Annotated in this window: 13 protein-coding genes; 2 read left to right on the top strand and 11 right to left on the bottom strand. The window is 65.1% G+C overall.

Going from position 1 to position 12565, the window contains the following annotated elements; translation table 11 throughout:
* Window positions 1-10: 10 nt before the first annotated feature.
* Genes BLQ63_RS15285 through BLQ63_RS15305 form a run of 5 tightly spaced genes read right to left on the bottom strand, consistent with a single transcriptional unit; the run spans window position 11 to window position 5757 of the window.
* Window positions 11-1516: a VirB4 family type IV secretion system protein gene (locus BLQ63_RS15285; protein ID WP_245680978.1), complete on the bottom strand. Its 1506-nt coding sequence runs from the start codon at window positions 1514-1516 to the stop codon at window positions 11-13.
* Window positions 1513-3171: an SCO6880 family protein gene (locus BLQ63_RS15290; protein ID WP_091036678.1), complete on the bottom strand. Its 1659-nt coding sequence runs from the start codon at window positions 3169-3171 to the stop codon at window positions 1513-1515. The genes BLQ63_RS15285 and BLQ63_RS15290 overlap by 4 nt, the downstream gene beginning before the upstream one ends.
* Entirely contained in the window at window positions 3168-4628 is a 1461-nt protein-coding gene (locus BLQ63_RS15295; RefSeq protein WP_091036681.1) for a proline-rich domain-containing protein, read from the bottom strand. The genes BLQ63_RS15290 and BLQ63_RS15295 overlap by 4 nt, the downstream gene beginning before the upstream one ends.
* A 46-nt stretch (window positions 4629-4674) precedes the next feature.
* Window positions 4675-5424, bottom strand: coding sequence for a hypothetical protein (locus BLQ63_RS15300; RefSeq protein ID WP_091036686.1), 750 nt, complete (start codon window positions 5422-5424; stop codon window positions 4675-4677).
* A 15-nt stretch (window positions 5425-5439) separates the two neighbouring features.
* The gene (locus tag BLQ63_RS15305) at window positions 5440-5757 is read right to left on the bottom strand and encodes a hypothetical protein (RefSeq protein ID WP_091036690.1); all 318 of its coding nucleotides are present in this window, start codon (window positions 5755-5757) and stop codon (window positions 5440-5442) included.
* A gap of 524 nt (window positions 5758-6281) precedes the next feature.
* Between BLQ63_RS15305 and BLQ63_RS15310 the strand changes: the two genes are divergently transcribed.
* The gene (locus BLQ63_RS15310; protein ID WP_091036694.1) at window positions 6282-7331 is read left to right on the top strand and encodes a M23 family metallopeptidase; all 1050 of its coding nucleotides are present in this window, start codon (window positions 6282-6284) and stop codon (window positions 7329-7331) included.
* Between the two features lie 47 nt (window positions 7332-7378).
* On the opposite strand, the gene BLQ63_RS15315 is transcribed toward BLQ63_RS15310, so the two are convergent.
* Both BLQ63_RS15315 and BLQ63_RS15320 read right to left on the bottom strand, forming a co-directional pair.
* Window positions 7379-7690 carry a hypothetical protein gene (locus BLQ63_RS15315; protein ID WP_091036697.1) on the bottom strand — a complete coding sequence of 104 codons (312 nt, stop codon included), beginning with the start codon at window positions 7688-7690 and terminating at the stop codon, window positions 7379-7381.
* Complete coding sequence (locus tag BLQ63_RS15320) at window positions 7687-7956, bottom strand: DNA-binding protein (RefSeq protein WP_143014922.1); 270 nt, start codon at window positions 7954-7956, stop codon at window positions 7687-7689. The genes BLQ63_RS15315 and BLQ63_RS15320 overlap by 4 nt, the downstream gene beginning before the upstream one ends.
* Before the next feature lie 115 nt (window positions 7957-8071).
* Between BLQ63_RS15320 and BLQ63_RS28485 the strand changes: the two genes are divergently transcribed.
* A complete protein-coding gene (locus BLQ63_RS28485; protein WP_091036704.1) occupies window positions 8072-8740 on the top strand; it encodes a helix-turn-helix domain-containing protein in 669 nt (222 codons plus the stop codon).
* 176 nt (window positions 8741-8916) lie between these two features.
* On the opposite strand, the gene BLQ63_RS15330 is transcribed toward BLQ63_RS28485, so the two are convergent.
* The 4 genes from BLQ63_RS15330 to BLQ63_RS15345 all read right to left on the bottom strand — a co-directional run bounded on the left by BLQ63_RS15330 (window position 8917) and on the right by BLQ63_RS15345 (window position 12422).
* Complete coding sequence (locus tag BLQ63_RS15330; RefSeq protein WP_091036707.1) at window positions 8917-9114, bottom strand: DUF397 domain-containing protein; 198 nt, start codon at window positions 9112-9114, stop codon at window positions 8917-8919.
* The gene (locus tag BLQ63_RS15335) at window positions 9111-9956 is read right to left on the bottom strand and encodes a Scr1 family TA system antitoxin-like transcriptional regulator (protein WP_091036710.1); all 846 of its coding nucleotides are present in this window, start codon (window positions 9954-9956) and stop codon (window positions 9111-9113) included. The genes BLQ63_RS15330 and BLQ63_RS15335 overlap by 4 nt, the downstream gene beginning before the upstream one ends.
* A 124-nt stretch (window positions 9957-10080) precedes the next feature.
* Complete coding sequence (locus BLQ63_RS15340; RefSeq protein ID WP_143014923.1) at window positions 10081-11088, bottom strand: hypothetical protein; 1008 nt, start codon at window positions 11086-11088, stop codon at window positions 10081-10083.
* A gap of 56 nt (window positions 11089-11144) precedes the next feature.
* Window positions 11145-12422 (bottom strand): hypothetical protein, encoded by a 1278-nt coding sequence (locus BLQ63_RS15345; RefSeq protein ID WP_143014924.1) that lies wholly within the window; start codon window positions 12420-12422, stop codon window positions 11145-11147.
* Window positions 12423-12565 lie beyond the last annotated feature (143 nt).

Genomic DNA, 12565 nt, shown 5'->3' on the forward strand with positions numbered 1-12565 from the left:
TTTCAGGTCGTCACAGCGACATGCGTTCGTTGGTCCAGGTCAACTCCTGCTCGATCGGCGTGAGCATCATCTGGACGACGTGGGAGGAGGAGCGGCCGATCTTCCAGATCCCGCGTCCTTTGTGCTGGCCGGTCCAGGAGGCGATGTGCTGGCATTCGGTGTCGGTCAGGCCGATGGCGTCGCGGGTCATCGCGAGCGGTGCGGTGTCCTGGGCGAGGCAGATCCGGACGTCGCAGGAGCTGATGAGCCCCTTGGCAATGGCAACTTCTTCGCTGCCGGCCGCGCCGACGGCCTCGAAGTCCGACAGGCGATGCGTGGAGAGCACTTCGATGGTCCCGTTGGAGCGGGAGAGGCGCAGGTCGGCGTCGAGCTTGCGGACCATCGCGGGGATGCGCATCGCGCGCCACAGCTCGTCGCGGATGACGAGCCGAACGGGACCGTTGGGGTCGTCGATGGCGGTCTGGCCCCAGTTGGAAGCGCAAGCGAGGGTCATGGCGACGGTCTCGTCTCCGCGCCCCTTCATGCGTTCGAGGTTGACGGTCTGGATCGGGGCGTTGAAGTCCAGCCGGACGGTGGTCGGGCCGTCGAACAGCCCGGAGAGTGAGCCTTGGACCATGTTGCCGAGTGCGTCGGCGGCGGGTCGGATGCGTTCGCGCAGTTCCTTCACGGAGTCGGCGCGCAGCTCCTCGACCATCACGGGGTGGGGGTCGCGCAGGACCGCCCACACGTCGGGGATGGTCGGGTCGACAAGTTGGGAGTTGCCGTCGTGCTCGCCGGAGATGTCCTTGATCGCGTAAGCGAGCGCGGCTTCCTCGGTCGGGTCGAGCTTGCGGTCCAGGCGCACTTCGAGAAGCGAGGAAAGCAGGGTGATGCGGCGGCGGTGGATCTCGGCCAGCCGGTCCCGCAGCTCGATCGGGTCGGTCGGCAGGTGTTGGCCGAGTGGCCCGGAGTCGAGCGGGTTGAGCCGGGTGGGCAGGCCGGGGCCGAGCTCGACCGGTTCGACACCGAGGGCGCGGGCGACCTTGGCGTACTCGTTCTTGATGTCGCCCAGCACGAACGTCTTCACACCATAGGTCAGCAGGCGCAGAGCCAGGCCCTTGATCGTCGCCGACTTCCCCGAGCCCGGAACCCCGGTGATCAAGAGATTCGGGTTCGAGGTGAGTCCGCGGTGAAGCCATTCGACGGGGTGACAGGAGAACGCCCCGCCCGTCAAACAGTCCACCCCCATGTATGCCCCGACTGGCGGGAGGGACTTGCCGTACAGCCACGGGTACAGGCCCTGGACCTGCCCGGTCGAGGACCGGAACGCGGGCAAGTTCGGGATGCGCGGGGCGCGCCCAGAGAACGGCTTCGCGACGCCGCGCCGCGACGGGATCGGCTCCGGGCGCTCACGGCGTCCCTTCTCCCGCACCGGCGCCTCGGGGACGGCGGAAGGTGCGAGCACATCGGCGAGGTCGGCGTGCGGGAGGTGCTGCGCGGCTTTAGCGGCGCGGCGGCGTTCGAGTGCCTGTCTCACTGGGACCACCGGGCCTTGGGCAGACCGAACCCCAAGGGCAGGGCGGACATGGCGAAGCCGATGTCCTGCGTGTTCCACATCCGGTCGACCTCGATCCGGGCCGCGGCGGCATCGGCTTCGAGCGCGGCAGCGGCGTCTTCGAGTTCGCGGTGCGAAGCGTCGCTGGTGTCGTCGAAGTCGGTGACCGTAATGGTGATGAGTCCGGTGAAGCGGACGAGCCCGTGGCCGTTGGCGCGTTCGACGTCCTGCTGTGCGGCGCGGTCGAGGGCGGCTTGCTCGTGCTCGGGTACGATCTGCCCGGTCCGCTGGCGCATCCGCACGGCCACCGAGCGGGCGGTGCGCTCCTTCATGACCTCTTTCTCGGCCTTTCGCGGGCCGAGCGGTTCGTGGTGCATGGAAAAGGTGCGCCGGTGCTGACCCTCGCCGAGGAGGGGCGCGAGCACTGTGGAGTAGGTGCGCGATCTCGGCCAGTCGTAGACCCAGTAGGTGATCGAGGCGGACCCGTCGTGGAGGTAGTAGCCGGGACGGGCCTCGGCCGAGGCCGGCCGTGCGAGGACCGGGTCGATCCCGGCGGGGAGGCCGCCCCTGTCGGCGGCTTCGCGGCGCTCGGCGAGTGAACGGGCCATGTTCGGGGTGAACGCGGAGCGCACGACTTCGGCGAGCTCGCGCGGCTGGAGCCAGGACTGGACGGCCAGGTCGGCGCCGCCAATGGAGGCGGTGAGGGAGATGACGTGGCGGGCGAGTACGGCCGAGGCGGCGCGGGAGCCGCCGCCGGCGGATCGGATCGCGGAGGCCGCGCGTCGGGCGTCCATTGTGAAGGCCAGGAACGATTCCCGGCTGGAGGTCGCCAGCGTCGCCGTCGACAGCAGTCCCTCGGTGATGGCCTGGGTGACCTCAGGGGCTTGCGGGTCGGCGTGGTCGAGGTGCCAGCGGCGCAACGCGGCACCGGATTCGGGGAGCAGTCGCTGGAATGCCTGGACGCGGATGATCGGGTTGCCTTCGGTGCAGAGCCCGGCGAGGAGGCCGCCCCAGCCGGCGACGCGCTGTTCGCGCCGGTCGGTGTCAACCAGGCCGAGGCCGGGGTAGGTGATGCGGGCGACGGCGGTGAAGGTCTTGTCGATGCGGTGGTGGACGATCGCGATCGGCGTCCCATCGGGGAACTCGTCCTCAAGGATCTCGATCGGCGCCAGCACCCCAGGAAGGTCGGCGCGCTTGCGCTTCGGCCCACGACCGAAGCCGTGTCCGCGTTCGTTTCCGTGCTGGGCAGTGATGGACTCCGGCTCCGGCTCCTCTTCTGCGGCTTCGGGTTCGAGGTCGGCGGTGTCGATGACCGGACTGGCGTCGGGAGCGAGCGCGCCGGAGGCGAACTTGTGGAAGTCGCGCCGCTTGCCAAGGTGGTAGGAGACCCACCCGGTGATCCACTCGTCGGCGGTGCGACCGCGCACCCGGAAGAAGACGAGCCCGACGGTGAGTGCGGCGATCGGCCACACGATGACTCCGAAGAGGAGGTCGGCGACGGTGAAGGGCCACACCGCGAGGAGGGAGGCGGCACCGAGCAGGAGGACTCGGGGTCCGGACATGCCGAACATGAAGGCGACGCGCTCGACTTGCCAGCCGAAATAGCTGCGTGCTTCGGGCTTGGTCTGCTCGCTCATCGGTTACCTCCGTGGTCGGTCGGGTTCGGGGGCGGGGGCTGGATCGGCGGTGGCGGGGGCGGCCCGCCCGTGTTGCCGTAGTCCGGAGGCGGCGGGACCGCCTGCGGAGCCCCATGCCCGGGACGCGGCTCACCGTTCGTGTCCGGTCCCGGCGGCCGGGCGATGGACTGGTGGTAGCCGGGATAGCCGCCGGGCAGCGCATACGGGTTCGCCCCTTCGATCCCGGCGCGGGCCGCGGTCTGCTCCATCCGCTGGGTGAGGGAGTTCGCGCCCCGCTGGACCGCGCGCAGTGCCATCGCGGCACCGGCAACCCACGGCCCTGCTGCTCCGGCGGCCTTCATCGCTCCGCCACCGATCGCGCCGCTTTTGTTGCCCGCCATCGTCATGCGGCCGCCCACGGCCGCCATCGTGCGGGCTTCGGCGGCCTGACCGAACTGGAGTGAGCTGGCGCTGCCACCCATCGCGGGAGCGGACTGCGCGCTGAGGAATCCGGCACCGGCTCCGGCGACCGCTGCGAGCCCCGTCCCGCCGCCGACGTGCGTAGAAGTGAACGTCATGAACCTCGCAAGCGCCGGCCACGCGAGCGCCGCGAGCAGGATGACGAGCATGCCGCTCAACAAGGTGGCGATGTCGGTCGCGCCGGTGCCGTCTTCGGTTTCGGTCTCGCCGATGAGCGAGAAGCCCACCGCGAAGATAATCGCGATCAGCGGCTTCATGATGATGAGCTGGATCGTGACGCTAACCAGCTTGTTCCACCACTGCTTGGTCGTGTGGGACATCTGGCCGACCGCAGCGATCGGCGACGTGGCGATCAGCACGGCCAGGGCGGCGTTGCGCAGGATCAGTTCACCCCACAGCACGAAGAGCAGCGCGATGCCGGCCAGCGAGATCAAGAAGACCAGCGTGGCCGCGAGCTCGGGACTGGCTCCGAAGGCGAACAGGGCGGCGAGCTTGTCGCGGAGCTCGGCGTCACCGTCCTCGAAGGTGTAGTCGATGATGCCGCTGGCGAGTTCGTCCGAGGCGACGAGCGCCATCGAACCGATCGTCAGGGTCGTCATGACTGCCAGGAGTGCTTTGCCAAGGCCCACAACGGCTTCGGCGAGCGGCCTGCCTTCAGCGGTCACGGCAGTGCGGATGATCTGGGTGAACATGATGAAGACCGAGACGATGGCCGCGATGCCCATACTGATGGCGTAGACCTTGGAGATCCCGCCGCCGGCGAGATCAATGTTCGGGAACGCGACGAAGGCGTCCGCGAACCACTCCATCATCTGCATCATCCCGGCCGCGGCGTCGAGCGCGAGGTCGCCCATCACGGACTCACCGATCGAGCCGCCGACGGCATCGCCGGCCTCGTCGGCGGCGTCGGCGGCCAGTTGGTCGATCGCCCATTCGTTGACTGGGCTGCAAAAAACGTAGTCGGATACCGCTGTGGGGTCGAATCCGTCATCGCACATGGGAGGGCTCCTGGAGGTGGGTCTCAGGTTCAGGGTGAAAAGGAGGTCAGCGAGTGAGGAGGTACCAGCCGAGCTCAGTGGCTTCGAGCGAGCCGGGGTCGGCCACGAGCGCTTGGTAGTCGAGGTCGCCGAAGGGAAAGCCGTCGATCTTCCAGTCGCCCGACTCCCAGACCATGACCAGCGGCGTGACCACGGGCGAAGTCTGCGGGACACCGTCGTCGACGTAGACGGTCGCCTCGCCCAGCAGCAGGAGGTTCACACGGTCGGCCTCATAGCCGTAGGTCTGGTAGTTGGAGAAGGCCACGATCAGGTCGGTGCCCTCGGGGACCTCACCTTCGGCTGGAATCCCGATCGATTCGCGCGAATCGAGCGCCTTGGCCCGTAGCCCTTCAGCATCGAACTCGGCGAGCATCGACTCGGAGAACATCGCTGCGCCGAGCTCTTCGCCGCGGCCCGGGTCAAGGTTGCCGGAGTATGCCGACCAATACTCCACACCAGCGGAGACTGCACCGGCGAGGTCGTGGTCGAAGCCGGTCCACATGCCCGACACGAGCTGCGTGCCAACGGTGTCGAGGACGAGCACCTCCGGTACGTCCTGGTCGGGGACGACCGGCCCTGTTTCGAAGCTGGGCTCCGCGGATGTCGGGGATTCGCTCTCGGCTTTCGGGCTGTCGTCGTCGCGAGACTGGTGTGCGGCCAGGGCAACAGCTCCGCAGAGCCCCAGCACGAGCAGCACGGCGAGCGGCACGATGACGCGGCCCGATCGCGAGCGGGAAAGAAAGGCGTTGCGTCCCATAGGTTCTGCTCCTACCTAGCTGACGAAAGTCCAGGTCGTGTTCGTGACCACGATCCAGACCCCGGCCACGACGATGCCGACGAACGAGCACAAGAGCGCCTTCTTGCCGAGGTCGGCGGTGTCGGGCCGCTTGCTCGCGCCGCCGATCGCAATCAGCGCCCCCGCAACGACTCCGACGATCCCGCAGATAATGAGCACGACGTACTTCGCGGACGAGATCAGGAAGCTGACACCTTCTGATCCCCCAGTCGGGTCGACTGGTGGTGGGTTGGTGACGATACCGAGCACATCAGTAGATCCACTGATTGCGATCAGAACGGAAGGGACATCCATAGAGGGCACTCCTTGTCGGGGAATCAAATTGCAGAGCGAGATAGGAGGGCATCTGGCTCCGGGCCGAACGGACACTCTCGGTTAGCCGAAAGGTCCAACAGGTCGGACTAACGTAGCGGCCGTCACACCATGGCGACAACTCCAAAGAAGCTTCGTTATCTTTTTGATACCTGAGAGAAAATCCAGCTCAGTGGCCGTGAAAAATGGACCTGTTACAGCCCGCTCATGCCTGAACACATCTAAAAATGTCCGATTATACCGACTTGCTCCATCGACAGCTCACTCTCACCATCGACTCACCAAAGTGACTTCACGCGCACACCAAGCCCCTGAATACCGGCCGGTAACGTCTGAGTGTTTCTTACTCGAATTAGGAACGATTTCAAGTAACGAATTTGCAAACTGGTGCTCGTCGGTATTGACGACCGACGTATAGCGGCGCCTATATTGGAGCGCCAAAGTGAGATCCTCGATCGAGTTCCTCGCGTTGCGACTCCCCGTCCCCGACAATCCCGGTACCCCACATGAACCCTCGCGCCCCGCTGGCCGCCTTGCTGGCCCTGCCGTTCGTCGCTGCTCTCGGGCTCCTTGTGCTCACAGCCGCGGCGAGCACCCCTGAACTGTCCGAGGGCGGGTTTTACACCTGCCGGACCGAGGCGGAGGGATCATCCGCACTGATCGAGGCCACCGACCTCTCCGACGAGCAGATCCAGAACGCCGTCACGATCTACACCGTCGGCGCCGAACGCGGCCTGCCCGAGCAGGCGATGGTCGTCGCGCTCGCCACGGCGATGCAGGAATCCACGCTGAGGAATCTCGGCCACCTCGGCGACGCCAACGACCACGACTCCCTCGGCCTGTTCCAACAGCGGCCCTCATCGGGATGGGGAACCCCCGAGCAGATCCAGGACCCGGTCTACGCCTCCACCAAGTTCTACGACAAGCTCGAGACCATCGAAGGGTGGGAAGGCATGGCGGTCACCGACGCCGCGCAGGCCGTGCAGATATCGGCCTTCCCCGACGCCTATGCCAAGTGGGAACCGCTCGCACGGCTCGCCGTGGACCTGCTCGCGACCATTGTCGACTGCGAGACCGCCGACCTCCCTGAAGGCGCCTGGACCAACCCACTCCCGGGCGCACCCGTCGTCTCCGGCTACCGCACCGGCGACCGCCCCGACCACGACGGCCTCGACCTGTGGGCCGACCATGGCACCCCGATCTATGCCGCCAGCGACGGCGCCGTCAACCGGGTCCGCTGCAACGCCACCCTCAACGGCGCCGACTACTCCTGCGATACCGATGGCTCCCCCGAGGTGATGGGCTGCGGGTGGTACATGCAGATCGCCCACCCTGATGGGACCTTGACCAGGTACTGCCACATGGTGAGCGAACCGCTCTTCGAGGTCGGCGACACCGTCGAGGCTGGCGACATCATTGGCTACGTCGGCAGCTCCGGCAACTCCTCCGGCCCCCACCTCCACCTCGAAACGCACACCAACCATGATGCCAACAGCTCCAATGCGACCGACCCTTACTCGTATTTCGCCGATCGCGGGATCAGCTTCTCCTCCTGACGCGGCCGCGCTCTCGCGGCCGTCGACGGTCATGACTCGGACGCTGCTCATCGTGACTCCGGCTCTCCCCAGCGCGGCGCGACCTCCTTGAGGAATCCCGCGATCGTCTGCTCGGTCAGGCGCTCACCGAGACCGGCATCGAGGCACTTCGCGCGCAGCTGCGCCGCATGCTCACCGAGCTGCATCCACCTCCCGGTGAACTCGGCCAAGGCAACGCGGTCCCCGAACTCGCCGAGCTCTTCCCAGACCATCATGAACTCCTCGGGGCCGCCGATCGCGTCTTCGATCGACGCTTCACCCCAGTCCTCGAACTCGCCTTCGGGATCGAGCTGGGCCCAGTAGTCGTGCTTGCAGGTCACCGCTGGACCTCCGCCCGCTCATCGGCACCGAACAAGAGCTCGACCAACTCAGGGACCACCACCCGAAGCCGGTTCCCGATCCTCACGACCTTGACGGGAAAGGTGCCGGCCTCGACGTGGATGTAGGCCGCGTTGCGGCTGATGCTGAGAATTTCGGCCGCGGTCAGCAGTGGGCAGGTCGTGCCGAGATCCTCGATCTCCTCGCGTGACCACATCCGGTTCCGGAAGTAGTACGGGTGTTTTCTGATTCGCGCTCGACGAGACATGGGCCCTCCATCGCTTGTATTTTCGACAGGATGATTCATTCCCGTCGCTAGCTGATGGATCGATCCTCACCCCGAACAGGGCATTCACCAAGGGTCTGGCAGCTATCCTGTAGTTATGACAGGAAATCAGAACTCGAGGGATAACGAGGACGCCGACCAGAGCCGTTCCCTGTCGCCCGCCAAGGCGGCAGTCGAACGCATCCGTGACATCCGGGTCGCCCTTGGACTCAGCATTCCTGAACTCGCCGAGCGCCTTGCGGCATTGGGATACCCGTTCACCGAGAATCGCCTCTGGAACCTCGCGTCCGATCGCACCAAGATCCACGTCGACACCTTGTTCGCCATCGCCGCAGCGCTCGGTGTCTCTCCGCTCGCCCTCATGACCCTTCCCGCCGACCAGCACACTGAGATCGACGTCGCCCCTGGTGTCACCATCTCGGCCGAGCGCTTCAACGCCTGGGTAACCGGTACCAGCCCCCTACCAGGAGCAGACGAGACGCCGTACGTGGAACACCACCCGTTCGGTGCGCCGATCGGAAGGTTCCAGGGCAGTCTCGACCAGCGTGCCCGCGCACTCGCGTTCAAGATCGTCTCTCATGCCGATGAGGCCGCGAGCACGGCCGACACCTTGCGGGAAGAAGCCCATGCCTTCGCGGCCAGCCTTCTGGAGCAGGAACCCTCACCCGACCTGATCCGCACCGCCGAAGCACTCTCGCGCAGACTCGGGATCGATGTTTCCGCCATCGACAGTGCGGACGACTATCGTTCCACCCCGGGCGATTAGCTTTCGCGCATCCAGGCAGCCTCAAGGCAACGCTGCGCGTAGTATTCGGCGATTTGAGTGATTTACGTTGAATATATGGAAAGGTGGCAGGCCCGTGGGTCCGCCACCTCCGGTACGTTGGATATGAGCGTCTTCGCTTGGTACGGCCCGCTGTTTCGCCACCGCGGGCCGTACGTTCACTCCTGGCTGTGCTGCTTTACCCAAGCCAACAGTGCGTTGTAGCTGCCGGTTGACGCGGCGAGGATCGGCCGATCGTCAGCAAGCTTGCTGTCCGAGATCTCGGGGACGCCGTTGTTCAGACGAACCTCCACGCAGTTGTTGTTCTGATTCCCTGCGCTGCGGGAAGACTTGCGCCAGGGTCCGGGGCTGCTCATCGTAGGAACTCCTCTGCTGGGATCGACTTCGCAGACGCCCGCTTGTAGGCGTCGATGAAGAACTTACCTCGCGCCGAGTCCGCCTTGATGAGCCCGGAACCCCTGGATGACTCAACTTGAACGATGGACTCACCTCCTCCATCAAACTCCAGGAGGCTCATGTCGTAGCCCATCAGGTCATAGCGGCCGACATTGAACGGGATGACTCGCACGTCCGCGAAAGGAAGCGTGACCATCTTCCGCAGGTCGGCGTGAATCTCATCAGCCTTGGGTCCCAGATCGATCGTAAGCGCCGCCTGATGAATGAGCAACTGAGCAGGTCGCTCTGATGCGATCCACCTTCGTCGCCGCTCCAGACGGAAACCCGGATTCTGGCTGCCGTCAACTTCAGCCATGTGGACTTCGGTCGTGCTTACGATCCGCTCGTAGTACGCCTCGCCGTGAATCAACGACGGCAACACAAAGCCCGAGTGAAAGAACAGGTCCGAGGCAGCGTCCTCGCGCTGCTGGTAGAACCAGCCCTTGTCATCAACCGCGTCGCTGTAGACGCTGCACCAATCGTCAGCCTTGGCAGCTCGGACGAGACGCTTGATCTGATCGACTTGTTGATGTTCGGTGTCGTAGAAGTCAAGGAGCTCGAGGATCTTGCCAAGGCCCATCCCGCGATAGGTCCCTGACTCGATCCGGTCAAGCGTTCGAGTCGAAGCGATGCTGCCAGGAATCTCGCTCTTCTTGAAGCCAGTCGGCTTGCGGGGGCGAGGCCTTGTGCGCTCGTAGATCATCTGCTGAGCAAGCTCAGTGAGCGGGGGCGAGCTTGCGAAGTCATCGTCACCGTCTGTCATACCACGGGATTCTATGACTCCCCTGCCTTGTCATGCAAGGTGCATCGCTCGCATGCTAGACAGGCAGAAGGATGGCTACGTTGGCGCGCCAATCAAGCCGGCCCGCGCAAGCGGGCCCGACGCATCACGAGAAAGGCTGCACCTCCGCCAAGAACTTCATGCACAGCTCTCGGGCCTCCGGTTCGAGCGAGAGGTTCTCCGCGCCGCTCTCCAACAGTTCGCGAGCCCCTGGTACACCCAGCTGGTGCAGTCGCCCCGATGCCGATACTCGGTTGGTCATCCTCTGAGTGCTGTCGGTCGCCAACGCCCACAAGGCCCGCTCGCGTGCCCAGTCGGAGAACTGCCCGCTTCGCTCCGCCGCATTGAACCGATCGTCAAAGTGGAGCTTCGGGTTCTGTACGATCGCCAGCAGCGCGGCGGCTCCTCGTTCGGCGTCGAGTTCACCAAGCAACTCCCCGGCCACGATCCGATCCTCGGCGCTGATTCGCTCATCGGCGTTCAGGCACTCGTATTCCATGGCGGCCACATCAAGGTCCCAACGACGCAGCTCGTGAATGGCCATGAGGCGGACCATGGAGGCGAGCTCGCCATCTCGCGCAATCCGTACCAGGAGCATCACGCCCTTGGTGATATTCCTGGTCGCCAGCCCGCTGGCAATAACGACGCGGGAATACGGGCGTGTCTTGCGGTCCGCCGCGAAGCGCCAGATGTCGGCTTGCGCGTCCTCCCATTCGACCTCGGGGACGTGGAGCAGACGCTGCACCAAAATGAGGACCGGGTCCTGCGTCCCATCGGGCAGGGCATGCATCTCCGCGAGATTCGGGTTCTGCGCCTCTTCCTCTCCGAGCAGTTCGTTGAATTTGGCGTTGACGCTGAGTGAGACGCCGCCGGCCTGTCGCCGTTCGAGTTCGAATCGAAACGAGAGCTCTCGGTTCCGCAGCCAGCCGAAGAGACCGTAAATCCCTGCCGCCCCGGCGGCGCAGGTCGGCGAGACCCAGAGAAGGTCGACGGGTTCCACGAGGCCGGCGGGTGCCAGTCCAGTTGAGGCGAGTGCAGGGGCGAGGGTCGCCAGTATGACCGGGAGGCGGCGGGACCGAGGCCCCGGATTGTCTTCGGAGCCGTCCATAGACATAGAAGTGATTCTATCTTTCGGTAGGACTGAAAGGGTGATTCCCTTGTTACACAGTACTACCGGGCGATCTCGCCCGGTAGGCACTCAACCCTAATCAGTGATTCCCGCAATGCGTCGCACAAACAGTCCGCCACACCCTTGTTGGCCTGGGATAAGTCGAGAAGTGTCAACTTTCTGACAACATCGAACTTGGTCCGCTCATCGATTGTCGGGTCCTGCAACAGCGCCCGCAGCGCGAAGACTCCGCTCTTCTCGGTAATCATGCCGAGACGGGCTGCCGCGTCTATTCGCGCCCAGAACGGCAGTCGGGCATCGTGTGCAAGTGCGGTCCATCCCCGCTCTCCCTCACCGACATCAGAGTCCGCCAAGCGCTCCGCGCACCACAGCCGTTGGGCCGGGCTCAGCCGCGAGTCGTTCGCCAGACTCCACAGTGCCCGCTGATAGCGCTTGGCCCCATGCAAGCGCAGTAGCTTGCACGATTCGATCCGCACCCAGGGGCCGACCGACTCATCACCGACCAAGAGAGCGAGCACTTCGGGGCCCTGCTGAGCAGTCAAACCCTGATAGGAGCGCTCACTGAGGATTGCCGCGGCCTCCAACCGCAGGTTGCTCGGGGTTTCCAACGACCTCGCGAGCGCTTCGAAGCACCGCTCGGCCGCGGCTTCGTCAAACGCCAGGAGTTCTTCGGCCGCGTCGAATCGAACGTGGAACGGGACATCGTTCATCTCGGCCAACGAACGGATGATCCGCACCGCACCACCGACGCGACCACGAGCCGCGATCACGGCGATTGCCAAGCGCACCTCGGCTGGCACCCGCCCGTTCATCGCCCAAGGAAGCATGTCCGCTATCGCTGCCGGTTCATGTGCCCCTGCCCCACACAGCAAATCGACGATCTCCAACTTCGTGGCCGGAGACAGGTCAGGTTTAGTCAGCGCCGAAGCGACGATCCGTCGCCACCATCGCGCCCGGCCAGTCTCGATCGCCCTGGCGATCGGGCTGAAAAGCACTCCGATCACCCGAGGTGCCTGCAAAGGGGCGCTGCGGGATCGGCTGTTCGCCCAAATCCGGAATCCCAGGATGATTCCGCTCGCGGACACGACCGCCAGGAGGCCCTGGAACCATGATTGGAGGTATCCAACCATGACGCCCGATCCGCAGCCAGCGATGACAGCCATCCAGGTCAGTGGCCCTCGCAGCTCCGCGATACGATCCAGCAAGCGGTCGCGAACCCCTCTTACCGGCATGGGCGGCTCCACTGCAAACGGATCGACACCTGTTGTCGCAGGGTCGACCACGGCGGCTCGCCCACGCTCATCCTCCAGCATATCCACAGGGCCCCAGCGTCAAACCGGACTGTCTGTCCGTCGCTCTACGCTGCTTGTCCAGCGCGAAAGCCGAACGCTGTACCTCTTCGACAGCGTCACCGTGTCGACTTGGGACAGCGCAAGCGGCGCCGACCGGGAACCCAATCGCA

The sequence above is a fragment of the Glycomyces harbinensis genome (assembly GCF_900101745.1).
GTDB classification, from domain to species: Bacteria; Actinomycetota; Actinomycetes; order Mycobacteriales; family Micromonosporaceae; genus Glycomyces; species Glycomyces harbinensis.

Coding starts and splice junctions, on each gene's coding strand:
- BLQ63_RS15290 (WP_091036678.1), bottom strand. CDS start 3,171: ATGAGCGAGCAGACCAAGCCCGAAGCACGCAGCTATTTCGGCTGGCAA.
- BLQ63_RS15295 (WP_091036681.1), bottom strand. CDS start 4,628: ATGTGCGATGACGGATTCGACCCCACAGCGGTATCCGACTACGTTTTT.
- BLQ63_RS28485 (WP_091036704.1), top strand. CDS start 8,072: ATGACAGGAAATCAGAACTCGAGGGATAACGAGGACGCCGACCAGAGC.
- BLQ63_RS15320 (WP_143014922.1), bottom strand. CDS start 7,956: ATGTCTCGTCGAGCGCGAATCAGAAAACACCCGTACTACTTCCGGAAC.
- BLQ63_RS15330 (WP_091036707.1), bottom strand. CDS start 9,114: ATGAGCAGCCCCGGACCCTGGCGCAAGTCTTCCCGCAGCGCAGGGAAT.
- BLQ63_RS15300 (WP_091036686.1), bottom strand. CDS start 5,424: ATGGGACGCAACGCCTTTCTTTCCCGCTCGCGATCGGGCCGCGTCATC.
- BLQ63_RS15340 (WP_143014923.1), bottom strand. CDS start 11,088: ATGTCTATGGACGGCTCCGAAGACAATCCGGGGCCTCGGTCCCGCCGC.
- BLQ63_RS15310 (WP_091036694.1), top strand. CDS start 6,282: ATGAACCCTCGCGCCCCGCTGGCCGCCTTGCTGGCCCTGCCGTTCGTC.
- BLQ63_RS15305 (WP_091036690.1), bottom strand. CDS start 5,757: ATGGATGTCCCTTCCGTTCTGATCGCAATCAGTGGATCTACTGATGTG.
- BLQ63_RS15335 (WP_091036710.1), bottom strand. CDS start 9,956: ATGACAGACGGTGACGATGACTTCGCAAGCTCGCCCCCGCTCACTGAG.